The following is a 22,296-nucleotide window of genomic DNA, read 5'->3' as shown; positions in this document are numbered from 1 at the left end:
AGTGTCCTTCGAGGAGTACGCGGCGCTGGCCCGACAGCTCGCCGAGCACCGCCGCGCCGGCGAGCGGGACGCCGCAGCCGAGTCCGAGCGCCGCCGTGACCTGCACGCCGCCGCCGACTACCTGCACCAGCGGCTGACCGCCCAGGGCCACCGCCTCGACCAGCTCGGCCGCGCGATCGGCATCGACCAGCCACCGGCCGGCCCGACCGCCGCACCGGGCAACGACGCGCCGGGAACGAGTACGGGCGTCCCGCCCCGCCCGCCGGCAACCGGGGCGGCCACCACCTGGCCCGGCTCGCCGCCGCCGGTCGGCTCGGCCGGTGACCCGGGCACCCGGCCTGGCTCGCCGACGGGGTCCGGCCCGGCCGGTGACCCCGCCACCTGGCCTGGTTCACCGGCGGGGTCTGGCTCGCCCATCGTCAGCGGATCGGGGGACGGCGGGTCCGCCGGCGCAGCCGGCGTGCCGGGGCGGGCGGGTGTCGGGGCGTACCCCGAGCTGCCGGTCGTGCAGTCGCCGCTGGCGCTGCCGACGGCGGTGAGCCCGGCGGGCGCCGGGGTGCCGGCGCAGCGGGCGGCGGCGGTCGACCCGGTGGTGGAGCTGGAGCTGGCCCGGCGGATGGCCGACGAGGCCGACCGGCACGGGCAGCAGGCCGAGCTGCTTGCCCAACGGCCGGCGCTGCTGCCGACGTGGTCGCCGCTGGCGCGGGCGGTCGCCGTCTACGCCGCGTGCGGGGCGGCGGCGGGGGTGCTCATGCTGACCCTCGTGCTCGCCTCCGGGGTCGGCCTGGTCGACGGCTTCACCCTCGGCGCGTGGATCTGTGCGGGGCTGCCGGCGCTGGCGTTCTTCGGCGGGTACCTGGTGCTGGGCCGATGGGGGAGACCCGCCATGGTCGCCGGCACCCCACCCCGGTACCTGCCGCTCGGGTTCCTGATCTGCTTCCTGCTGGTGCCGCTGGGCTACTGCGCCTACCTGCTGCTGTTCCGCGCCCTGCGCTGAGGCGCATCCGAGTGGCCGAAAGGCGGAGCACGCGGGGTTTACGACGAAGACCTCATGTGTCAGTGTGGTGAACGACCCGTGGCGGGGGGTGAGCAGGACACTCACATCCACGTCGGACTGCCGCCGCCGGTTCCTTGTGTGATACCGGGGGTTCGTGCGCATGTAGGGATGCGAACGGCCCCCGATCCAATCACGAATCTGGCGAAGCGATGTCCCCTGCCCCGCGCAGGAGTGACCGTTTCGTGGCAGACGAGCGGGGAGCCTGCATGTCCTACCCACGTACCAACAAGGTCTTCACGTCCGGGGAACTGCACGATCTGCGCCGGACGGTGGCGATCCGGTCGGCGACGCGCCGCAATCTGGCGGCGGACCCCCTCTACGCCACCGCGTTGCCGCAGGAGGTCAGCATGCAGCTGACCTACCGGTGCAATCTGCGGTGTCACCACTGCTTCCAGTGGAATGAGCAGGGGTTCTTCCACAACTACGACAGCCAGCGCAGGCGTTCCGAACTCGACCTCGACGTCGTCCGGGACGTGCTGGAGACGACCGCGCCCGAGCAGGCGAAGGTCTTTCTGTGGGGCGGTGAGCCCCTGATGCACTCCCGGTTCGGAGAGATCGCCAAGCTGCTGGGCGCCGTGCCGCGAGTCGTCAACATGTGCACCAACGGCCTGTTGATGGAGCGCAACGCCGAACACCTGCTGGCCATCGGGCCACGACTCAACCTGCTGGTCAGCCTGGACGGCTTCGAGCCGGAGCACGAGGCGTTGCGGGGCAAGGGATCGTTCCGGCGCACCCTGCGCAACGTCGAGGCGATGCTCGACCTCCAACGGCGCGGCGAGTACCAGGGCGAGTTGTCCGTCGCGTGCATGGTCAGCGAGGACATGGTCGGCCGCATGTACGAGTTCACCGAGTGGGCCGAGCAGACCGGCTTCAACTCGGTCTACTGGCTGCTGCCCTGGTACATCAGCCCGGAGACGGCGTCGGCGATGGACCGGCTCTACGAGGAGTCGTTCTCGTGGCTCAACCCGCCGGAGCCGGGCGACAAGCCGACGTGGCACTCGTACACCTATGCGCTGCCCGAGCAGTACCTGCCGGTGCTGAAGGAGTCGATGGCCCGGCTGGCGAGCCGGGTGTGGGATCTGCGGGTGCGCTACCAGCCGCAGGTCGAGCAGGATGAGATCGACGACTTCATCCGCGGCACGTCCCGTCCCGCCCAGCGGCGCAGCCGCTGCCTGGCGGTGTCCAACCGGATCGAGATCCACGCCGACGGCCGGGTCAGCTCGTGCAAGTTCTTCCCCGAGTTCGTCATCGGCGACCTGAGCGAGCAGTCCATGCAGGACATCTGGCAGAGCGAGCGGTTCACCCGGGTCCGCGGCATCCTGCGCGACAGCGGCCTCATGCCGGTGTGCTCGAAGTGCATCCTTCTCTACCTGAGCGGGGAGTGAACGCATGGCAGAGGTGGTCACCCGCATGGCGGTCCTGCTCGCGCGGGTTCTGGAGGATCCGGCGCTGGCCCAGGAGGTGACGGCGGACACGAATCTGCTGCTCGACCTCGGAATCGACTCGCTGCACATGATCACGTTCCTGCTCGCCGTCGAGGAGGAGTTCGACGTCGAGATCGACTTCGAGTCGCTGGACAGCATCCACCTGGAGTCGGTGAAGGCGTTCTGCCATTTCGCCCTCGACGGCGATGGTCGGTGAGGTGAGCGGGACCGTTCACTTCGGCTCGTTCGACGCGGAGGCGGCGTGGCGGCCGGAGGATCTCGCCGGGCTGCCCGCCGGCCCGGCGGCAGGTGGCAGCCGGGGACGTCGCGGCATGGACGAGCTGCTGGCGGTCGGGTGCGCTCCGGGCGATCTGCTGCTCACCGCCGAGCCGATGGACGAGGCCCTGGTCGAGGCGCTGGCGGTCGCCGGCATCGCACCACGGGTCGCGGCCGTGCCGGGTCACCAGGACGCCACCGTGGAGGAGCGGCTGGCGTCGGCTGGTGGCACGTCCCTGCCGGAGATGTCCGGGTGGGCCGCGGCGTTCTACGCCGTCCGGCCGGACACCTCCGTGGCGGTGCGCCGACTCGGCCTGCGTGCCACGGTTCCCCCCGTCGAGGTCGTCGCCCGCGTCAACTCCAAGGTCTGGTCGAACGACCTGGTTCGGGACGCCGGCCTGCCCGGCGCCGCGGTCCTGGCCACCACGCCCCGGCAGGTGCGGCGGCTGGTGCAGGACGCGCCGGACGACGTCGTGCTCAAGGATCCGTACGGGGTCGCCGGCCGGGGCGCCCTGCGGGTCGGCAACCCTCGGGTGCTGGACACGGTCGTCCGGCACCTGGAGCGGCAGGTCGCGCGCGGGGCTCGGGTGGAGCTGCTGGTGCAACCCCTCTTCGCGGAGGCGTCCAGCTTCTCCACCCACCTTGAGGTCGACCCGAGCGGCGCGGTGCGGTGGCGGGGCGTACAGCACGTCGACAACGCCGAGTTCGCCTACCGCGGCTCCGGTCCGCTCCCCGCGGATCAGCACGCGAGCCTCGACACCACCGCGCACCGGGAGGTGATCGCGCGGGTCGGGACGGCGCTCGCGGCCGAGGGCTACACCGGGCCGGTCTGCGTCGACGGACTGCGGCTGGGCGACGGCACGGTCGTACCGGTGCTGGAGATCAACGCCCGACGATCGATGGGCCTGCTGAACCTGCACCTCGACCGGCGGGCCCGGACGGTCGGCCTGCGCTCCTGGTTGCGCTGCCGCACGACGCCGGTGCGGCCCGGCGACACGGTGGCCAGGCTGGTGTCCGCGTTGGACGACGCGAAGCTGCTGTTTCGCGGCGACGAGCCGGGGGTGCTGCCGCTGGCCTCGGGGACGCTCACCCCGCCCCGTGGGCGGCTCTTTCTCGCCGTGTTCGCCCCGGACGACGCGGCCCGGGTCGCCCTCGAAGCGCAGGTGGGCGACCTGCTCGTCGCGACGGCCGGCGCCCCGAGTCTCGTCACCTGACTCCCGACGATCGGAGCATCGATGGCCACTGTGCTGCTGACGTCGGGCGCCACGCTCGGCACCCACGTACCGGCCCTCATCCTGGCGGGTCGGTTGCGTGCCCTCGGGATCGAGGTGCGCGTGGAGGTGTTCGAGCGGCTGCTGCGACCCGACGAACTCGACCGGCTGAGGGCCGCCAAGCTGGCCTTCAGAGGGAACTTCAAGCTCGCGGTGGCCGCCCAGCGCATGGTGCGTGATCAGATGCCGGCGCTCGACGACGCCGCGGTCGGTGACCTGCTGCACCGGTGGCGGGCCGCGGACGTGGACCAGGTGGTGATCTTCTCCGGCTTCTGGGTGCCCGTCGTCGAACGGTACGAGGCGCTCACGTCCCGAACGCCTCGGGTGGACATCTGTCACCTCGACGCCGCGCCGACCGCCTCCTTCAACCTCTTCCGGGCCCGCACAGAGCGCTTCCGTCACGTGTGGATGTTCGACGCCGAGCGGGGCACCGCGCCGACGAGCATCCGCGTCGGCGACGAGGACCCGGTGCCGTGGCAGCGGCGGGAGCCCCGCCTGCTGGCGCACGGCGGCGGCTGGGGGCTGGGCACCTACCGGGACCGCGCGGCGGATCTCGCCCGGGCGGGGCTGCTGGTCGACGTGGTGACCCACGACCCGGCCGACGTGTCCGAGCTGCCCCCCGGCTGCCGGGCTTTCATGATCGACCCGGAGTGGGAGGCCTGGCAGGACGACGGCTTCCCACCGTTCGGCGAGATCCTTCCGGACGGCGCGGTGCGGTACCGACGGGGTGCGGCGTACCACGACTCGTTCGACCTCGCCCGACACCGCGTCGCCATGCTCTGCAAGACCGGCGGGGGCACCCTGATCGACTCGCTCTGGTCGGCCACGCCGATCGTGCTGCTGGCGCCCTTCGGCGCGCACGAGCAGGTCAACGCCGACCTGTGGCGTCGGCTGGGCTACGGCGTCACCGAGCAGGAGTGGCGTGACAGCGGATACTCCCTCGACCTGCTGGAGACCCTGCACCGCAACCTGCTGGCCGCCCGTGTGGGGACCGCCGACTACGCCGCCGACCTGGCGACCCGCGCCGTGCAGACCGAGGTTCCGGGGTGAGCGCCGTCCCCGCCCCGGTCACGGTGGTCGTCGGGTCGGACGGTTTCATCGGCGCCAGTCTGTGCCGTGCGCTCGAACGCCGCCGCCTGCCTCCGCACCGGGTGACCCGACCCCGCAACGCCGTCGAGGAACACCGCTACGCCGATACGATCAGGCGGGCGGACCTGGTCTTCTGGGCCGCCGGCACGGTCACGCCGAAGAGGGCCGTCAGCCAGCCCGAACTCGTCGAGCTGGACCAGCGTGCCCTCGCCGCCGCGCTGGAGGCGTGCAAGCTGGGCGCCCGTCGTCCCACCTTCGTCCTGCTGGGATCCGGCGGGACGGCGTACCGGCCGGATGTGCCGCCACCGGTGGACGAGACCGGCCCACTCGGCCCCGACAGCGTCTACGGCCGGGCGAAGCTGGCCCAGGAGCAGGCCCTGCGCGAGGCCGCCGACCACCTCCGGCCGGTCGTGCTGCGGCCGTCCAACGTGTACGGGCCCGGCCAGCGCGCCGAGGGCGGGCTCGGCGTGGTGTCGCACTGGCTGGAGGCCGCGGCCACGCACCGGCCGTTGCAGGTGTTCGGCGACCCGGTCACCCGCCGCGACTACGTCTACATCGACGACGTCGTGGCCGCCCTGCTGGCGGTGTGGGACCGTCACCTGGACCGCGACACCCGCGAGGCGCTCGACGGCGCCGTCCTCAACGTCGGCGCCGGCCATCCCACCTCCCTCGCCGAGCTGCTGGAGGTGGTGACGGCGACCGTCGGTCGGCCGTTGACCATCCGGTACGCGGACCGTCGGGCCTTCGACCGGCGCGACATCTGGCTCGACGTCCGACGCGCGTCGGCGATGCTGGACTGGCACCCCGTCACCGACCTGCCCACCGGGGTGGCGCGTACGTGGGCGGCGCTGGCCGGCCCGAACCGCTGACGTCCCCGCGCCTCGCCGGCGACTCGCTGTCAGGCCTGGCTGGCCGGCTCGGGGACGGGCGTGAAGTCACGCATTCTCCGCAGCGGCGAGAAGTAGACCCACAGCCCGGAGGCCCAGACGCCGAGGGCGGCGATCACCAGGGTCTCGCGGACGCCGAGCCAGGTGCCCAGCACACCACCGAGAACCGCGCCGATCGGCAGGGCGCCCCACACGATCCAGCGGACCCCGGCGGTGAGGCGGCCGAGCAGTTCCGGCGGGCACATCTGCTGCCGGTAGCTGATCTGGGCCGCGTTGTAGATCGCGCAGAGTGCGGCGAAGCCGGTCATGCCGACGGTGTAGAACGCGACCCGCCAGCCGGGCTCGGCCAGCGGCACCAGCAGCATCGTCCAGCCGAGCCCGAGCAGGGAGACCCAGATGATGCGGGCGGTGCCGATCCGTCGAGCCAGCCTGCCGGAGGCGAGTCCGCCGGCGATGCCGCCGGCCGTGCCCAGCGCCAGTTGCACGGCCACCTCGGCCGGCGTCAGCTTGAGGACCCGGACCAGGTAGATGACCGAGAGGGCGTAGATCACCTGACTGAACACGTTCAGGGTGCCGCTGGCCGCGACGATCTTCCGCAGCACCGGATGCCGGAAGGCGAAGGCCAGGCCGGCGGAGATCTCCTCCCGCAGCCGCGGCCGGGGGCCCTGCGGTACAGCCACCTCCGGCTCCCTGCGCCGGATCAGCAGCAGCGAGACGGCGCTGACCGCGAACGAGGCGGCGTCGATGAGGACCGTCCGCGCCGCGCCGAAGACCGCGACCAGTCCTCCGCCGAGCCCGATACCCGCGACCTGGGCGACCGAGTACGTGGTGCTGAGTTTGCCGTTCGCGTCCAGCAGTTGATCCGAGCGCACCACAGTCGGCAGGTAGCACTGGTAGGCCACCTCGAAGAAGACGGAGCAGACGCTGCACAGGGCCGCCACCAGCCACAACTGCGCCATGGTGAGCTCACCGGCGAAAAACGCCAGCGGAATGGTGCCCATCGCGAGGGCCCGCAGCAGGTTGCAGAACACCATCAGCCGCCGCTTGCGCATCCGGTCGACGATCACCCCGGCCGGCAGCGCGACGAGCAGGTACGCCGCCATCCCGGCGGCCTGCAGCAGGCTCACCGAGAACGTGGACGCGTTCAGCACGGACACCGCGATGAGCGGGACGGCGAGGGTGGACACCGCGGAACCGGTCTCGCTGAGGGTCTGGCCGGTCCACAGCGTCATGAAGTCCCGGTGACGCCACAGGCTTGGCGTGACCGCCGGGGTGGTGGGCGGCGCGGTCGTGGTCATCCGGCGGCCTCCGCGCTCGCGCCGACCAGCTCCAGCAGGTCATCGCGCATGGCGACGAGCAGAGCGTCGAGTTCCGCGCGTTGGTAGCCTTCGCGGATCACCCGCACGGTCAGCCGGACCGTCGTGTCGGCGTTGGCCATCAGGTAGAAGCCGGGCCCGGTCGAGCGGATCGGCACGTGCCACTCGATCCGCGATTCCTGGATCGTCTCCGGCGGCTGCACCACCATCGGGGGCAGCAGGAAGGTGAAGTGGTACCCCGGGTCGAGCGGGCCGCCCTCCCGTTCGGCGTCCTCGCGAATCCGCGCCACCGTGTCCGGGTCGTAGACCCCGTGCTTGAGGGCCCGCATGTTCCGTACGTACAGGGCGCGCGCGGTGTGCGCGAACGGTTCGTCCGGTTCCGGCGCGGCCAGCAGCGGCACCCACTGGTTCATCGACGTGACGAGCGACGTGACCGCCGGGTCGAAACGGTTGGACGACATGGGGTAGAGCAGGACCGGGGTGCTGGTGGTGCCCGTCGCGATGATCGCCCGGCAGTACGCGGTGAGCAGCACCCCTGCCACGGTGACGCCGATGCCGCGCGCCGCCTGGCGGAGGATGGGCTCGGGGATGCCGGTGTGCATCGTCGCCCGGAGCACCGGCCCCGGTGCGGGCGGCGTCCGCCGGGGTGCCCCCGCCAGCACCTTGCGCCAGTACGACTCCGCGGCGAGCAGTCTGGCGTCCATCTCGCCGGACCGTTGCCGCGTCGCGAGGTCGGCCGGCTGCGGCGCCGGTGGCAGCGCCTCCCCGGCCAGCAGGGCGTAGAAGTCCCGCTCCATGGTGTTGATGCCCGCGCCGTCGGCCGCCATGTGGTGGATGACGACCAACAGTTCACGGGGGCGGCCGTCGCTCTCGGTCAGCCACACCCGCCACGGCAGGTCGGTGGTGAGCGTGAACGGCCGCTGGATCTCCTCGGTCTCGATCCGGGACATCCCCGTCTCGCCGTCGGGCTGTCGTACCGCCTCGACCACGTCGGCGGGGGAATCCACCGCGACGCGCTGGCGCGGATCTCCCGGGTCCTCGACGTCGAACGTCGTGCGCAGCGAGGCGTGCCGCATGCCGAGTGCTCCGACCGCGCGCCAGACGTCCGCCGCGGTCACATTTTCCGGCAACGACCAGGAAAAGCAGAGGTTGCCCTCCCACCACTTCTCCGGATGCATTTTTTCGATGTCCCGCCAGACCGATAGTTGGCCGAGGGTCATCGGGTAGGTCGTCTCCGGGGTCACACCTGTTCCTTCCCGAGCGGGAACGGTTGCGCTGCCGATGAGCGTGTGCCGCGACGCGACACACGCTCATCGGGACGAAAGATAATTGGTTGCGTCAGCCGGCCGAGTTGTTCTTCATCACGACACCTCCCGAAGAATACGGTTGTCGGAAGTGAGGCCGCGGCCCTGCGCCGTGCTTAGGGGTGCATGACGCGCCACCGTCGGATGACGGGTGGAATCACCGTGCAGCAGTCCGACCAGCGATCGACCGAGCTGGTGCGACAATTGCCCAGGCCCTACTTCGGATGCTCTTCGCGGCAGTACCGCAGCACCCGACAGCGACCATGGACGACGGCCGTCCTATTCGGAGCATTCGCTGGCGGAGAGACTTCCAGTGATGGCCATGGAGCCGCGCACAGGCGAATGCAGTGAAAGACCGACTCCCCCGGATACGTGGCCCCGCCTCGGTTAGCAGGACCCCCACAGCATTCCGGCCGTCTATGCCGGTGTCAACCCTCACATTGATGGATCTTGCTATCTTGACCACGATGGCCGCCGTGATTACGGTCGGGGCGGCGGACGTGCCCACAGCACCCGCCACACGGGGGCACAAAATGGGTACGACGAGTCCTTTCGGGCCACCGATGACGGCTGGCCCGACATGATCAATCCCGCGCACGCCGTCATCGTCGGGGCGGGAATCGCCGGAACGGCAGTCGGTCTCTTCCTGCGCCGGATCGGCTGGCGCGTGACGGTTCTTGAGGCCCGGCCGCCGCGCGAGCGGCCGCTCGGGTCGCACCTGAGCCTGGCCGACAACGGCCGTACCGTGCTGCGCGACCTGGGCCTGCTCGCCGCGGTCGACGCCGCCGGCACGCCGACTGACCGCATCTCCTTTTACGACCACCGGGGACGGGAGATCGGCAGCAACAACCAGGTGAGCACGCTGATCCGCCGGGACCGGCTCGGCGAGGTGCTGCGCGAGGCGGCCCGTGGCGCCGGCGTCCGTATCGTCGAGGGTGAGCGGGTCGTCGGGCTGCGCGATGACGGGCACGACCGGGTCGTCGCCACCCTCGCCGACGGATCCAGTCACAGCGGTGACCTCTTGATCGGCGCCGACGGGGTGCACTCGTACACGCGTCGGACGATGTTCCCCGAGCATCCGCCCGCCCGGTTCACCGGAGCCCTCGACGGCGGCGGCTCGGCCCCGCGGGTCGACGGGATCGCACCGGACGGAGTGCTGCGGCTGACGTTCGGCGCCAACGCGTTCTTCGGCTACCAGGCGTTGCCGGACGGCGAGGTGGTCTGGTTCCAGAGCCTGCTCACGGGCGAGGTGGAGGTGGTGGCGGGGCCACGGGCTGATCCGATGGACCGGTGGCGGCAGCGGCTCGTCGAGCTGCACGGCTCAGACCACCCGCCGATCCCCGCCATCATCGACGCCAGCACCGGCCCGATCATCCGGTGGCCGGTGCACGACCTCGTCCCGCCCGCGCGGTGGAGCCGCGGTCGGATGTGCCTGGTCGGCGACGCGGCGCACGCGATGCCGCCGCACGACGGGCAGAGCAGCTCCATGGCGCTCGAAGACGCCCTGGTCCTGGCCCGGTGTCTCGCCTCGGCAGAAGACGTCGGTGACGCCTTCGTGCGCTTCCAACAGCTGCGTGAGCCACGGGTGGCGACGGTCGCCGGGCTCGCTCGCCGTACCGGCAGCCTGAAGTTTCCGACCGGCACCCGCGAGCGGCGGGCGCGCGACGCCGTGCTGACGATGTTCATGAGGGCGGGCGTGGCCGCCTCCGAGGACGTCAGCCGGTACCGCCTGCGATGGCCGACGGACTCGCACGCCGCAGCTCGGTCAGCTCCTGATCAAGCAGGTCGGCCAGCCGCGCGAACCGGTCCGGGCGATTCTCCCAGGTGATTCCCCGGCTGGGCATCTCGACAGTCATCAACAGGTACAGGTGCAGGCGGTAGAGGCTGAGCCGCCGCAGGGTGGACTCGTCGAAGAACACCGGATCGGCCGCGGCGGCGCGGTAGCCCCGCAGGAACGGGTGGTCGGGGTCGTCCTCCACCCGGCGATACAGCAGGGGTGACACGAGGTCCAGCAGCGGATCGCCGAACAGGAACCGCTCGCCGTCCACGATCCCGCGCAGGCGCAGGGTGCCCGCAGGCCCGGGTTCGGCGAGCACGTTGCCGTCCCAGCCGTCGAAGTGCAGCAGCGCCGGCCGGCGTACCTGGTCCAGGGCCCAGGCGTACCGCTCGGGCAACTCCCGGATCCGCGCCGGCGAGGTGGGAAGTCGTACGTCCCAGTCCGCCGCGTCGGCGAGCAGGTCGTCGAGCATGGCGGCGAAGGCCGTACGCCACGTCGCGCCGCTCGCCCGGCCGCCGCCGTACCCGTAGTGGTCGCCGGTCACCCGGTGCAGCGCGGCGATCGCGACGCCGAAGTCGTAGCGGGCCGGGGTGTCGTCGAGGTGCTGCTCGCCCTCCGACCATTCCCGCAGCGACCGTCCGGGCAGCAGGCCGGTGACCAGCCACTCGCCGAGTTCCGGATCGTCGCCGTGGTGCAGCAGCGGCGGCACCGGCACCTGCGGCGCACGCGCGGCCACGAGGCGGAAATACCGGGCTTCGGCGGCGGCGAGCCCCCGCTCGTAGCGCAGCAGCGGCGCGTCGGGTGGTGGTGCCACCTTCAACACGACCTCGCGCCCGTCGTCGAGCGCCACCCGCCACACCGTCGCGAAGCCGCCGCCCAGGATCGGCCCGCAGTCCACGACCCGGCGGTCGGCGCCGAACGACGCCGCGACGAAGCGTTGCACCTGATCGTGGTCCAGTGGCCGCTGGGTGCGGCTGAGCCCTTCCACCCCGTGGTCCCTTCCTCCCCGCCGTGACGCCCGCCAGCGTGCCAGAGTCGTCGGGGAATTGTCGTCCTGGTCTTGGTCTTGGTCCGCCGGCCGACGATCCTGCGGAAGGTCCCCGGTGGTGGCGTCCTAGTGGGTCTCCTGCTGGTCCCGTGCGCCTGCCTGGTGCTCGTTCCCGCCCGGTGCGGCGTTGTCGGCGGTGTGCGCCGCCGCCGCGAGGACGTCGTCCCGTTCCCGGTCGGTGCAGCCCTCGTCCTCCAACAGGCCGAGCAGCAGCACCGTCCGGGCGACGATGGCCGGCGCGTCGTCGGGCACCGGAGGGCGTTCACCGAGCGCCGCCCACACCAACGCCTCGGCCAGCGCCGGCTCGACGTCCATTCCGGTGACGTCGTAGCGTTCCCGCGCGGATGCCACGAACCGGATCACCGGCGCCCGGTCCTGCCCCGCGACGAACCGCCGCCGCACCGCCACCAGCAGCGCTCCGGCGAGCAGGTCCGCGTACCGCCGCCAGTCCGCCTCGGTGAACCGGCGCAGCCGCCGTTCGTGCCCGCGCAGCCGTCCCGCCAGAAGGCCACGCAGCGCTGCGTGCGGGTCGTTCACCACTGTCGCCCCCTGATCATCGTGAGTGGGTTCTTCCGTCGGCGTCGCCTGGTCACCAGGCCGCTCGCCACCCGGCAGCCGCGTGCGATCTCGCTGGTGCTGGTGCTGGTGGTGCTTCTTGGCGCGGTGGGTGCGGGGGTGGCCGCCTCGCCGGTCAACGCCGCCACCGAGCGGTCGATGCGGCAGCCGCCGATCGCCAGCCGGGTGACGACCAGGTCCAACCGGGTGATGGCCGCCGCGAAGTGCCGGGCCGCGACCGCGTCCGCCACGATGTGGGTACGCCGCAGCCGGTCCTCGGCCGCCGCCAACCGCCACCGGGTACGGGCGGCCAGCGCGGCGGCCCGGTCAGCGTCGACCCGAGCCGCGCGCAGCCCGGCGAGCAGCTCACCTGCTGTCGCGGTCACCGGCGATGCTCGATCGGCAGCCAGGCCGGCGTAGACCAGACCGAGCGCCCGCCAACACTCGGTGACCGCGTCCTGCCAGGGCAGCCTCCGGCCGGGTGGCCCCGCACCGTGCAGGTGCGCACCGGCCCGGTCGGCGGCGGCGATCGTGGCCAGCCAGGCGTCGCGCAGATCGTCCACCGGGCCGCCAAAGTGCGCCAGCCGGGCCCGCGCGGCCCGCTGCTCGTCGCACGGGCCAGGCCGTCCGCAGCTCCGGCAGATCCCGGTGTACGCCTCCGTCACGTGCTCGGCGACCCGCATCCTCGCCTCGATGACCTGCTGATTGGCGTGCGCGTGCAGATCATCCGCGTTCATCGGCGGCCTCGGCAGCTCACTGCTCCGCCTCGGCGGTGGCCTTGACCAGGCGGGCGAAGAGCACGTCGGTGCACGGGTAGTCCCTGCCGCAGCCGCAGACCCACCGGCGAACCACGCGCGGCGGATGGGCGAAGAGGGTGTCGTCGGCGTCCTCGACGTCCTGTTTGGACACGAGACGCTGGGCTGGAGGGTGTCGGGAGGGTGGGTCGGTGGGCTGGTCGTCGGGTCGATCGGGCATCGGGTGCTCCCGTCCGGTCGTCTCCTTGCTGGTCAGGGCGTTGCTCGTGGCGGCACGTGCCGCCCGGCGGCGATGCGGTGGGGCGGCGGTGCGTTGGGCGGCGGTGCGGTGGGGCGGCGTGCGGGCGTGCCCCGGCACGCCCGGCCGGACGGGGGGACCGACAGACCGGGCGCTTCCTGCGCGGTGGGGAAAGAACCAACTCCGGGTTTGCAGACCTGGGAGCCGGTCGTTTGGAGCTTTACACAACTAGTCACGGATAGCAAGCACGACAACACGTTACTTGTCATGGGTAGTTGGGCGTGATCGAATGGCGGGGCAGACCTGGGAGTCCATATGCCCGTCAAACCGAAGTGGGAACAGCTCGCGGATCACATCCGGGGCCAGATCGAGTCGGGAGAGCTCGCGCCGGGGGATCAGTTGCCGTCCACGGTGCAGCTCAAGACTCAGCACGGCGTCTCGACGACCGTGGTTCGGCAAGCCATCCTGGTCCTTCAGACCCAGGGTTGGGTGCAGGGCGTGCACGGTCTCGGCGTGTTCGTCGCCGATCGCTGACCGTTGGACCCTGCGGTTTCGGTGAACCCGGCCAGATCTTGGACAGTTTCCGTTAGCCGAGAACGGAAAGTGTCCAAGATCTAGAGATTCCGGCCGGGGTTCCTCGTCGATTCCTTGATCACTTGATGCGTACTAGTTGCCGAGGGCCTGCCCTGGCTGGTCAGCATCAAGTGATCTTCGCCTTGGGCGGCGGGGACACCGCGCACATCATGATTGGGCGATCGAGCGGTCGCGCTGGGTGCGTGGATCTCGTACGCTCCCTTGTGGTCTCCGCCGGTGCGGTGGTGGAGGCGATGGTCGACCAGGGGGAGGATGCGCGTGAGCGCAGCGCAGATCATCGCGAAGTTGGCGGCGGCGTCGCAGAAGCTCGATGAGGCGAAGGCCAAGACCGCAGCGGCAGCGCAGGACGCGGCCGAGGCGCGAACCCTTGTCGCCGGTGCGCTGGAAGGTGTTGCCGCCGGGCCGCTGGTCGGCATGATCGACGCGTACCGGCAAGCTCTGGCGCAGGCGTCCCAGGGCGGCGAGCCGGCTAAGCAGCACGTCCAGGAGACGATCGCCAAGGTCCGCGCACTGGGAAACTGACCACGGGTGGTGGTCCCACAACCCACCGTGGTGGTTCAACTATCTGGACAAGGTGGAGGCGGCAATAGAGGCCGCGGGGTGACCGGACGTACCTGGTCCGGCTAGCCGGGAGGCGGTGGGCCTGCTGTAGGGCTTCGCCAAGCCATGCCGGTGGGCTCCGACCATCCCACATCGCACGTCGAGGAACATCAGCTCAATCGGCGGACGACTGGACGCAGGACCGCGACGAGGCGCCCGGTGTCGGTCGTGGCCAGGTGTACACGGCACGCTTCGATGTTGTCGGCTTCGTTGAGTTCCGACCAGTCGAGGAGAAAGCCCGCAGCGGCGGCAAGTTGCCGAAGAAAGGAACGGATGGTCCGGCCGTTGCCCTCGCGAAACGGGTGACACACGTTCAGCTCGCCGTAGTAGTGCGCGAGCGTCTCGACGAACACTTCGTGCTTGAGGCCGAGGAGAAAGCCATCCGCAGTCAATCCACCAAGGACCGCGCTGACCTGGTCGTCAATGAAGCGCCAGTGACAGAAGCGCGCTCCCGGCTTGCTGATGTCGACGGTTCTGGTCTGTCCGGCCCACTCGTAGAGATCTCCGAAGAGCTGCCGGTGGAACGTCTGAAGATGGTCGAGGCCGTAGTTGCCGGGAATGATCATGCGCGATGCCTGAACCTCCCGGATCGAGGTCAGGCGAAACTCGGCTTCCCGGAGGAGGTCCGGGTCGGTGATGCCCAGCTTGTTCTTGAGGCAGTCGGTCCCCGGCCAGCAGTACGGATCAGTCACCCTTGAGGCGGGCAATCTCTTCGGAGATCAGGTCGTCCGCGCTGATCACCCCTGCTGCCACGTCGCGAAGCTTGTCCTGCCAGTTCTGATCGAACTCAGCGCCTTCCAGGGCAGCGTTCGCGGTTGCGAGACCGACGGCAGTTTCCGAGTCTGCGATCTGCCGGGCGTAGTAGGTACGCATGAGGTCGGTGCTGATCCTCGCCGACGAGTTGGCCGACTCGGGAAGCCCACCCCGCGCAGCCCGCCAGGGAAGCTCGTTGTGTGTCATAACGGACAGCTGGCTCGCCGAGAACTTTCCGTACTGATCTGTGACCCACCGGACGGTTCTTCGTTCGTCGGGGGTCAGGTGGGAGGCTTGCCCGTGCGGCCAGTCAGACACGGTGAGCTGCCGACGGTGGTGCCGGTAGAGGGGCGGCACCACCGGCCCCTCCCGCCAAGCTTCGATCGGCTCGGGGAACAGCAAGGTGCCTTCACGTGCCAGATGCCACCCCTGGCAGTAGTAGACCAGCTTCTCCAGCTTCATAGCAGTGACGCTGCCGAGGTTGCCGAGCACTGTGGCAGCGACATCGTGCGCGGTAGCCATACGCTAACCACCTCCCACCTCAGCTTGCTCCCGACGCTAGCTACTGACGGTGATTCCGTCGGCGCTGAACTTGTGTCGAGCCCTATTTCGATCCTATAGGTCCGGGCGACACCTTCGTAGAACACAGGTTCTGCTAGAACGTGCTGTCGGATAGGTGTCACCGCGCGTGGCGGGGGCTGCGCAGACCGGTGATCTTCCCTATCCTGGCGTGTTCACCGACGGCTAGCGACGTGGAGTGTCGTGGATCCTCGACAGGTACGACGTCTGGCAGAGCAGTCCGCCAACTTCGGGTTCCTCAAGGAGCATCCGCTACTGGTCTGGTACGGCGCGGGCGCTGAGTTGCTCGTCTATGTCGACGCCCAGGCCGCGATGTTCAAGATCCGTGCCTTCGGTGACGAGTTGGCCAAGGACCTCGTTCGCCGCACCGGCGCGAGGCCGCAGAAGAACGACTTCTACCACCGGGTCCAAGCGCTGTATGGCGACGGCACGCTGGTCGCTCATCTCCACCTCGTCCGAAAAACCCGATGTCACTGACTCGGTTCCCAGCCAACGAGTCCCGACCGCCGTGGCCACACGGACTCGTGCCTACTTCGGTGGCATCACGGTCGCTCGGCTGGTGGCCGTGGGTGCGCTCACCGCTGGCGAGGAGATGGTTCTGACCTATAAGCGGGCCGACTATAAGGCGCGCATCAGCGCGGCTGGCCAGATCGAGTTGGAAAGGGGGGAACTTTTCGAGTCGCCCTCCCCGGCCGGCGCGACGGTCACCGGTAAAGTGGCCATCAACGGATGGAGCGCGTGGAAGGTTCGCCGAGCGGACAAGTTGATCCCGCTGTTCGACGTGCGGGCGGATGCGCTATCTCGCGGCCTGCTTGAAGGAACGTCATAGGTGGCGCTTGTCGTCGCGCCGGTCGCGATGATTGTGGAGCCATCCAGGCAGCCGTTTCCTGGCTAGTGCGTCCGACCGGTTCAGCGGGTGATGCGGACCTCGTCTTCGAAGCGCGGGTAGTCGCACGCGTCCTGGCCGCACAGCTCGAAGCCGCCGCTGGCAAGCGCCACGCCCCGGTTGAAGGCGAAGCCGCCGCCTTCCGCGTACACGCGCCCGGTCACTGCCTGCGGTTGGCCGGTGCAGCTGACCGGCGCCCAGCCCGATCCGTACGCCACCCGGTTGCCCGAGCGCTGGCGCAGGATCAGCTCCGCGCCGCCGGATAGGCCAGCGTCGCAGGTCACGGTGAGGGTGAGGTCCACGGCGACGCCTTTCGCGACCAGGGTCGCGGACGTGACCTCGACGGTGCTCGCCGCGCTCGCCGGCGACGGCGTCAACAGGGCGAACAGGGACAGCCCGAGCAGCGCGATGGTGGTGGTGAGGCGGCGCACGGCGGCTCTCCTATCGGAGTAGGTGCTTACCTGCGGTCACCATAGCCCCCTGCGGCGCTGACGTGGATCAATAGATCGTCGAGTCTTCCGGGGACGTCCGCTCGATGACAACGACGGGGATCTCCCGGTCGGTGTCCCTCTGGTAGCGGGCGTACGTCGGGAAGACCTCCGTCATCACCGGCCACAGCCGGGCCCGCTCCTCGGTGGACGCCGTCCGGGCGCGAGCGGCGAACCGTTCCGCGCCGACCTGGACCTCCACAGTCGGGTCGGCGCTCAGGTTGAGGTACCAGGCGGGGTGCGTGGCAGCACCGCCGTTGGACGCCACCACCAGGTGGTCGTCCCCGTCGCGGCCATAGATCAACGCGGTGCGGCGGAGTGTGCCCGAGCGGCGTCCCCGCGTGGTGAGCAGCAGCGCGGGGTAGCCCTGGAAGGTGCCACCGTCGGCGCCGTCGGTCTCCACGTACCGCCGAATGTGCTTGGCCACCCAGCCGACCGGACTGTCCTCAATCGTCTCGTGCTGCTCCTGCGCGCTCACGCCATCGCCTCCATCGCCGAATCCGCCCGGCTGAAGCGGAGGTGTCGATCGTACGCGGAGTGCCCTGCTCTGGACTGGCCATGGCCATCGATGCGGCGGATGCGAGGGGCGTCCGTGCGGACAGGGTGAGAGCGGTATACCTGTGAGTCATCAATATGACTCACAGGTATACGTCTCTCAGGGGAAAGTGCCCCGGCGGGTCAGTCGCGCGAGCGGGGCAGGCAGCACTTCTTGTACTTCGCACCCGATCCGCACCAGCAGGCGTCGTTGCGCCCGGGCGGCCAGGACGTCAGACCCACCTCGTCGAGGCTGTCGGCGTACTCGTCAAGGGTTTCCTCGTCGATGGGGTCGCTGCCGGCGAACGCCGCCAGGCCCTCGACGGTGCCGGCGACCACGCCCAGGTCCGCGCCGCCCAGCCCGGCGGCGTCGGCGAGCGCGCGTTCGATCTGGGTACGGTGCTCGTCCCACGTCTTCGGGTAGCTGTCGACAAGCGCGGGCCAGCGCATCAGCAACGCGTTGAACTCGGCCTCCGGCCAGTACAGCAGCGTCGCGGGGCCGTCGTCGAGCGCGTCGAGGGCGTGGGTGCTCGCGGCGCGCAGCCGGTCGGCGAGGTTGTCGTACTCGTCGTGCGGGAGGCCCATCTCCTCGCGCAGGTGGTGCCGCCGCTGGGCCAGCCCGTAGATCATGGCCGCGGCCTCGTCCTGCGCGTCCTCGGACTCGTGCTGCTGGGTACGGGTCCGTTCCAGGATCGTGTCGAGCGCCCCGGTCAGCCATTCCAGCGCCAGGTCGGTGTGGCCGGATTCGGCCAGCTCGTCGACCAGGTAGGTCGCGTTGGGGTTGGTCTCCAGCAGCGGACGCAGCTCGGTCAGCTCGGCCATGCCCTCGTCCGAGCGGCCGAGGCGCAGCAGCAGGCCGCCGCGCACCGCTCGAGCGTACGCGTCCTCGTCGGGCTGTTCGGCGATGGCGCGGGTGGCCAGGGCGAGGGCGTCGGCCAGGTCACCGGCCTGCTCCAGGATGTCGGCGGCGACCAGCAGCGCGTACCCGATGTCGTCGGGGTCGGCGAGGCGTCCCTCGTCGACGGCGCTCACCAGCTCGGCGACCAGCGCGGCCGGGTCCGGGCTCTTGACGCCCAGGGCGCCGATCTCTTCGATGCGGTCGGCGGTCAGCAATTCGGACATGGGCGCATCCTGAAGACGACGAACGGTGGATGGGGGAGCGGCCAGCGTACTCCCGAGCAGGCCGGAGCCCGGGCGGCGAACCGCCCGGGCTCCGACTTGCCAGCGAACCTCAGCGGGTCGCGGGCATGGTGGCGAACTCGCCGGCTAGCTCGGACTCGACGATCGTCGCGGTGGACGGCCGGCGACCGGCCGACGCCCGCCGGGTGGACGGGACGGCCAGGGCCGCGAGCGCGGCGGCGAGGGCGATCGCGGTGAGGACGAGAAACCCCGTCGTGAAACCGGCCTCCCGGGGCAGGCCGTTGGCCTGCGGGTGGGCGGTGATCACGCCGCTGACCATGGCCGCGCCGATCGCGCCGCCGATGGTACGGATGTTGGCGTTCATGCCGGTCGCCACGCCGGTCTGGCTGGCGGGCACGCTGCCGACGATCAGGTTGGCCATCGACGCGAACGCCAGGCCGATGCCGAGGCCGACCAGGCTACCGGCGATGGCGACCTCCCAGCGGGTGTCGTGCGCGGCGGCCAGCATCGCGGAGGCGGCCACGTTGAACGCGGCGCCGGTGGCGAGCTGCGCCTTGGCGCTGAACACGGCTTGGAGCCGGCCGGCGACCAGGCCCGCGACGAACATCGCGACCAGCATCGGCAGCATGAGCAGACCGGACTGGCTGATGCTGGCGCCGAAGCCGTAGCCGGCGGCGGTCGGGGTCTGCACGAACTGGGGCAGGAACGCGTACACGGAGAACATCGACGCGCCGTAGAGCAGGGCGACCAGGTTGGTGGTCCACACGCCCGGCAGGCGCATCATCCGCATGTCGATCAGCGGGTTGGTCGAGCGCACCTCGGCGACGAGCCAGCCGATCAGCAGCACCACGGCGAGCACCAGCAGGCCGAGCACCCGGGTGGAGGTCCAGCCCCAGGCCGCGCCCTGGCTGATCGGCAGGAGCAGCGCGACCAGCCAGCCGGAGAGCAGCAGGGTGGCACGCCAGTCGATCCGACCGGGGGTTCGCACCGGCGACTCGGGCACGAACAGGTGCGCGGCGACGGCGGTCAGCCCGACCACGACCATCGGGATCCAGAACAGCCAGTGGTAGTCCAGCGCGGCCACGATCGGGCCGGCGAGCACGACGCCGAGGCCACCGCCCGCAGCGACGATCGCCGAGATGGAGGCGACGGCGCTTCCGACCCGCGCGGCGGGGAACTCGTCGCGGATGATGCCGAACGACAGCGGGAAGACCGCGCCGCCGATGCCCTGCACGACCCGGGCGACGATGAGGACGCCGATGTTCGGCGCGATGGCGGCCACCAGGCAGCCGAGGGCGAGGGCGGCGAGCGAGACGACAAGCATCCGCTCCTTGCCGACCATGTCACCGACCCGTCCGAGGATCGGCGTGAAGATCGACGCGGAGAGCAGGTAGGCGGTCAGGACCCAGGTCACGGTGTTCTGCGAGGTGTGCAGGTCCTGCTGGATGGTCGGCAGCACCGGGGTGATCAACGACTGGAGCATCGCGAAGAATCCGGCGCCGGCCGCGAGCACGGTGAAGGTGAGCCGACGCGAGCTGCGTCGGGATGTCACTGACACGAGAGAAAACTCCTGATGCGGTACGGAAGGAGGTTTGTCGCCCGTCGTCGGAGGCGGGCAGGTCTGCGGGGTCCGGGCGATCGGGTGGCCAGGCCGGATCGGGCGGGTCCCGAGGTACGCTAAGCGGAGGCTGTCCTCCGGCAGTTCCGGAGGGGTGCCTCCACTAAGCTAGCGGAGGGGTTCCTCCGGATGCAACCAAGGTGAGGTGACGCACGCCATGACCAGCGCGGGGCAGACGCCCGAGGTCTTCGCGCAGCGGCCCAAGCGGGCCGACGCGCGGCGCAACTACGACGCCCTGGTCACCGCGGCGCGCGAGGCGTTCGCCGAGAACGGCGCGGCCGCCTCCCTGGAGGACGTGGCCCGCCGGGCGGGGGTGGGCATCGGCACCCTCTACCGCAACTTCCCGACCCGCCGGCACCTGTTCGAGGCCGTCTACGTCGAGGAGGTCCGTGCGCTGAGCAGCTCCGCCGCCGACCTGGCCGAGCTGCCTCCGTGGGACGCCCTGGTCGCGTGGCTGCACCGCTTCGTCGCGTACGTCGCCACGAAGCGCGCGCTCGCCGAGCAGTTGCTGCACGACTCGGAGATCTTCGCCAGCTGCCGGACGGAGATCTACGCCGCCGGCGAGCCGTTGATGCGCCGCGCCCAGGCCGCCGGGGTGGTGCGCGACGACGTCGGTTTCGACGATGTGGTCCGCCTGATCAGCGGCCTCACGATGGCCCAGTTCCCCGCACCCGAGCAGCGTGACCGGGTGCTCGGCGTGGCCCTGGACGGGTTGCGCGCGACCGTGCGCTGAGACCGCGTCAGCGCGACCGTGCGCTGAGCGCGCGTTGGCGGTCGACGAGCAGCAGCCCCTCGTCGTCGAGCCGTTCGACCACCGTGTCCGCCGACGACCGGGCCGCGCTGTCGTTGCCGAGCAGCTCGACGGCCCGGGTGTAGAGCTCGGTCCGGCGGCGTTCGGCCGCGCCGCGTTCGGCCGCGCCGCGTTCGGCCGCGCCGTGTTCGGCCGCGCCGGCCTGCCGGTCCTGATGGCGCTGCGCGGCCTCGGCCGCCGACTCGGCGTGCGCCTGCCCCCGGTCCCGGTGTGCCTGGTCGCGGGCGGCGACCCTCGCGCGGGGCGGGGTACGCGCGCAGCGGCGGGTGTCCGCTGTGGAGCGGCACCGAATTGCCGGTTTGCGCCGTCGGTGGAACAACGGGTTACCGGCGCGTAACAAGTCATTGACGTTTCTGAATTGTGACGTGCATCATCGTCGCACGGTCGACCGGACACCCCCACCCACCTGCCCGGTTCGCCGGGTGCCTCCCCCCGGAGGTGCAGCCATGCTGCTCCGAAAGACCGTCCTCGTCGTGTCCCTGGCCACCGCCGCGCTGCTGGCGTCCGCCGGTGCCGCGACCGCTGCCACCCCCACCGCCCCGGCTGCTACCGCCCCAGCTTCCACCGCCCCGGCTTCCACCGCCGCCTTCGCTGCCGCTGCCGCAGCCAACCCGGTCATCGTGGTCGGCGGGCTCAGCGGCGTCGCCGTGGCGTACGAGCCCATCGCCGCCCGGCTGCGCGCCGACGGCTACCGCACCTTCATCTACCAGCTGCCCGGGTTGGGCCTCGGTGACATCCCCGCCTCGGCCCGCGCGTTCGCCGGCTACGTGGAGCAGGTGCGCGCCAGCACCGGCGCGGCGACCGTCGACCTCGTCGCCCACTCCGAGGGCGGTCTGGTCAGCCGCTACTACCTCAAGAGCCTGGGCGGCACCGCCAGCGTCGGCCGGTACGTCAGTCTGGGCACACCCCAGTACGGCACCTACGTCGCCAACATCGTGGCGTTTCTCGGCCTCGGCAGCTGCGCCGGCATCGTGGCCTGCCAACAGATGACCATCGGCTCCGCCTTTCTCGCCGACCTGAACGCCGGGGACGACACCCCGGGGTCGGTGCGCTACACCACCGTCCGCACACTCCAGGACGAGCTGGTCCGTCCGACCGGCAACGCCGCCGTCAACGACGGGGCGACGAACGTCCTCATCCAGGCGTACTGCCCGCTGCGGGTGGTCGGGCACCTCGGCCTCGTGCTCGACGGGACCGCGTACACCATCGTGCGCGGCGCCCTGACCGACGGCCCGGTGCGACCCAACTGCCTCGCGCTCTGAGAGCCGTGCGGGTGGTCCCGGCCGGGACCACCCG

General features: G+C 70.9%; 26 protein-coding genes. 13 read left to right on the top strand and 13 right to left on the bottom strand.

Annotation, left to right across the window (positions count from 1 at the left end):
* Position 1: 1 nt before the first annotated feature.
* From ABZU53_RS21910 to ABZU53_RS21885, 6 genes are all read left to right on the top strand, one after another.
* Positions 2 to 997 (top strand): hypothetical protein, encoded by a 996-nt coding sequence (locus ABZU53_RS21910; RefSeq protein WP_355067197.1) that lies wholly within the window; start codon positions 2 to 4, stop codon positions 995 to 997.
* 266 nt (positions 998 to 1,263) lie between these two features.
* Complete coding sequence (locus ABZU53_RS21905) at positions 1,264 to 2,442, top strand: radical SAM protein (RefSeq protein WP_354861043.1); 1,179 nt, start codon at positions 1,264 to 1,266, stop codon at positions 2,440 to 2,442.
* A 4-nt stretch (positions 2,443 to 2,446) separates the two neighbouring features.
* On the top strand, positions 2,447 to 2,698 hold the full coding sequence (locus ABZU53_RS21900) for a phosphopantetheine-binding protein (protein WP_354861041.1): 252 nt from the start codon (positions 2,447 to 2,449) through the stop codon (positions 2,696 to 2,698).
* Position 2,699: 1 nt separating this feature from the next.
* A complete protein-coding gene (locus tag ABZU53_RS21895) occupies positions 2,700 to 3,971 on the top strand; it encodes a hypothetical protein (protein ID WP_355067196.1) in 1,272 nt (423 codons plus the stop codon).
* A 21-nt stretch (positions 3,972 to 3,992) separates the two neighbouring features.
* Entirely contained in the window at positions 3,993 to 5,078 is a 1,086-nt protein-coding gene (locus tag ABZU53_RS21890) for a hypothetical protein (protein WP_355067195.1), read from the top strand.
* Positions 5,075 to 5,986 (top strand): NAD-dependent epimerase/dehydratase family protein, encoded by a 912-nt coding sequence (locus tag ABZU53_RS21885; RefSeq protein ID WP_355067194.1) that lies wholly within the window; start codon positions 5,075 to 5,077, stop codon positions 5,984 to 5,986. Before ABZU53_RS21890 ends, ABZU53_RS21885 begins: the two co-directional genes overlap by 4 nt.
* A gap of 29 nt (positions 5,987 to 6,015) precedes the next feature.
* On the opposite strand, the gene ABZU53_RS21880 is transcribed toward ABZU53_RS21885, so the two are convergent.
* The gene (locus tag ABZU53_RS21880) at positions 6,016 to 7,302 is read right to left on the bottom strand and encodes an MFS transporter (RefSeq protein ID WP_355067193.1); all 1,287 of its coding nucleotides are present in this window, start codon (positions 7,300 to 7,302) and stop codon (positions 6,016 to 6,018) included.
* Positions 7,299 to 8,564: a condensation domain-containing protein gene (locus tag ABZU53_RS21875; protein WP_355067192.1), complete on the bottom strand. Its 1,266-nt coding sequence runs from the start codon at positions 8,562 to 8,564 to the stop codon at positions 7,299 to 7,301. Before ABZU53_RS21875 ends, ABZU53_RS21880 begins: the two co-directional genes overlap by 4 nt.
* Before the next feature lie 640 nt (positions 8,565 to 9,204).
* Between ABZU53_RS21875 and ABZU53_RS21870 the strand changes: the two genes are divergently transcribed.
* Positions 9,205 to 10,452, top strand: a complete 1,248-nt coding sequence (locus ABZU53_RS21870) for an FAD-dependent monooxygenase (RefSeq protein ID WP_355067191.1) — start codon at positions 9,205 to 9,207, stop codon at positions 10,450 to 10,452.
* On the opposite strand, the gene ABZU53_RS21865 is transcribed toward ABZU53_RS21870, so the two are convergent.
* From ABZU53_RS21865 to ABZU53_RS21850, 4 genes are all read right to left on the bottom strand, one after another.
* The gene (locus ABZU53_RS21865; RefSeq protein WP_355067190.1) at positions 10,340 to 11,389 is read right to left on the bottom strand and encodes an aminoglycoside phosphotransferase family protein; all 1,050 of its coding nucleotides are present in this window, start codon (positions 11,387 to 11,389) and stop codon (positions 10,340 to 10,342) included. The genes ABZU53_RS21870 and ABZU53_RS21865 overlap by 113 nt on opposite strands.
* A 126-nt stretch (positions 11,390 to 11,515) precedes the next feature.
* Positions 11,516 to 11,986, bottom strand: coding sequence for a hypothetical protein (locus tag ABZU53_RS21860; RefSeq protein WP_355067189.1), 471 nt, complete (start codon positions 11,984 to 11,986; stop codon positions 11,516 to 11,518).
* The gene (locus ABZU53_RS21855) at positions 11,983 to 12,741 is read right to left on the bottom strand and encodes a hypothetical protein (RefSeq protein ID WP_355067188.1); all 759 of its coding nucleotides are present in this window, start codon (positions 12,739 to 12,741) and stop codon (positions 11,983 to 11,985) included. Before ABZU53_RS21855 ends, ABZU53_RS21860 begins: the two co-directional genes overlap by 4 nt.
* Before the next feature lie 16 nt (positions 12,742 to 12,757).
* On the bottom strand, positions 12,758 to 12,979 hold the full coding sequence (locus tag ABZU53_RS21850) for a hypothetical protein (protein WP_355067187.1): 222 nt from the start codon (positions 12,977 to 12,979) through the stop codon (positions 12,758 to 12,760).
* Between the two features lie 333 nt (positions 12,980 to 13,312).
* On the opposite strand from ABZU53_RS21850, the gene ABZU53_RS21845 reads away from it, so the two are divergent.
* Positions 13,313 to 13,531 carry a winged helix-turn-helix domain-containing protein gene (locus ABZU53_RS21845; RefSeq protein ID WP_354861024.1) on the top strand — a complete coding sequence of 73 codons (219 nt, stop codon included), beginning with the start codon at positions 13,313 to 13,315 and terminating at the stop codon, positions 13,529 to 13,531.
* Between the two features lie 318 nt (positions 13,532 to 13,849).
* Positions 13,850 to 14,113 (top strand): DUF6244 family protein, encoded by a 264-nt coding sequence (locus tag ABZU53_RS21840; protein WP_354861022.1) that lies wholly within the window; start codon positions 13,850 to 13,852, stop codon positions 14,111 to 14,113.
* A gap of 188 nt (positions 14,114 to 14,301) precedes the next feature.
* Here ABZU53_RS21840 and ABZU53_RS21835 read toward each other — a convergent pair whose 3' ends face one another.
* Positions 14,302 to 14,883, bottom strand: coding sequence for a Fic family protein (locus ABZU53_RS21835; protein ID WP_354861020.1), 582 nt, complete (start codon positions 14,881 to 14,883; stop codon positions 14,302 to 14,304).
* The gene (locus tag ABZU53_RS21830) at positions 14,876 to 15,466 is read right to left on the bottom strand and encodes a type II toxin-antitoxin system antitoxin SocA domain-containing protein (protein WP_354861018.1); all 591 of its coding nucleotides are present in this window, start codon (positions 15,464 to 15,466) and stop codon (positions 14,876 to 14,878) included. The genes ABZU53_RS21835 and ABZU53_RS21830 overlap by 8 nt, the downstream gene beginning before the upstream one ends.
* 240 nt (positions 15,467 to 15,706) lie before the next feature.
* On the opposite strand from ABZU53_RS21830, the gene ABZU53_RS21825 reads away from it, so the two are divergent.
* Both ABZU53_RS21825 and ABZU53_RS21820 read left to right on the top strand, forming a co-directional pair.
* Positions 15,707 to 16,000: a hypothetical protein gene (locus tag ABZU53_RS21825; protein ID WP_355067186.1), complete on the top strand. Its 294-nt coding sequence runs from the start codon at positions 15,707 to 15,709 to the stop codon at positions 15,998 to 16,000.
* Positions 16,001 to 16,031: 31 nt separating this feature from the next.
* A complete protein-coding gene (locus ABZU53_RS21820) occupies positions 16,032 to 16,352 on the top strand; it encodes a hypothetical protein (protein WP_355067185.1) in 321 nt (106 codons plus the stop codon).
* An 80-nt stretch (positions 16,353 to 16,432) separates the two neighbouring features.
* Here the strand turns inward: ABZU53_RS21820 and ABZU53_RS21815 are convergent, their stop codons facing one another.
* The 4 genes from ABZU53_RS21815 to ABZU53_RS21800 all read right to left on the bottom strand — a co-directional run bounded on the left by ABZU53_RS21815 (position 16,433) and on the right by ABZU53_RS21800 (position 20,129).
* A complete protein-coding gene (locus tag ABZU53_RS21815; RefSeq protein WP_355067184.1) occupies positions 16,433 to 16,840 on the bottom strand; it encodes a hypothetical protein in 408 nt (135 codons plus the stop codon).
* Between the two features lie 67 nt (positions 16,841 to 16,907).
* Positions 16,908 to 17,375 carry a nitroreductase family deazaflavin-dependent oxidoreductase gene (locus tag ABZU53_RS21810; protein WP_355067183.1) on the bottom strand — a complete coding sequence of 156 codons (468 nt, stop codon included), beginning with the start codon at positions 17,373 to 17,375 and terminating at the stop codon, positions 16,908 to 16,910.
* 200 nt (positions 17,376 to 17,575) lie between these two features.
* Positions 17,576 to 18,553: an SEC-C domain-containing protein gene (locus ABZU53_RS21805; RefSeq protein WP_355067182.1), complete on the bottom strand. Its 978-nt coding sequence runs from the start codon at positions 18,551 to 18,553 to the stop codon at positions 17,576 to 17,578.
* A 109-nt stretch (positions 18,554 to 18,662) separates the two neighbouring features.
* A complete protein-coding gene (locus ABZU53_RS21800) occupies positions 18,663 to 20,129 on the bottom strand; it encodes an MFS transporter (RefSeq protein WP_355067181.1) in 1,467 nt (488 codons plus the stop codon).
* A gap of 217 nt (positions 20,130 to 20,346) precedes the next feature.
* Here ABZU53_RS21800 and ABZU53_RS21795 point away from each other — a divergent pair, with 217 nt between their 5' ends.
* Positions 20,347 to 20,922 carry a helix-turn-helix domain-containing protein gene (locus ABZU53_RS21795; RefSeq protein WP_354861005.1) on the top strand — a complete coding sequence of 192 codons (576 nt, stop codon included), beginning with the start codon at positions 20,347 to 20,349 and terminating at the stop codon, positions 20,920 to 20,922.
* A gap of 7 nt (positions 20,923 to 20,929) precedes the next feature.
* On the opposite strand, the gene ABZU53_RS21790 is transcribed toward ABZU53_RS21795, so the two are convergent.
* On the bottom strand, positions 20,930 to 21,319 hold the full coding sequence (locus ABZU53_RS21790) for a hypothetical protein (RefSeq protein WP_355067180.1): 390 nt from the start codon (positions 21,317 to 21,319) through the stop codon (positions 20,930 to 20,932).
* A gap of 127 nt (positions 21,320 to 21,446) precedes the next feature.
* Between ABZU53_RS21790 and ABZU53_RS21785 the strand changes: the two genes are divergently transcribed.
* Positions 21,447 to 22,262: an alpha/beta fold hydrolase gene (locus ABZU53_RS21785; protein WP_354861004.1), complete on the top strand. Its 816-nt coding sequence runs from the start codon at positions 21,447 to 21,449 to the stop codon at positions 22,260 to 22,262.
* Positions 22,263 to 22,296: the final 34 nt, after the last annotated feature.

Source organism: Micromonospora sp. NPDC005194 (assembly GCF_040608335.1).
GTDB lineage: Bacteria > Actinomycetota > Actinomycetes > Mycobacteriales > Micromonosporaceae > Micromonospora.
This window is presented reverse-complemented; position numbering and strand designations above follow the sequence as displayed.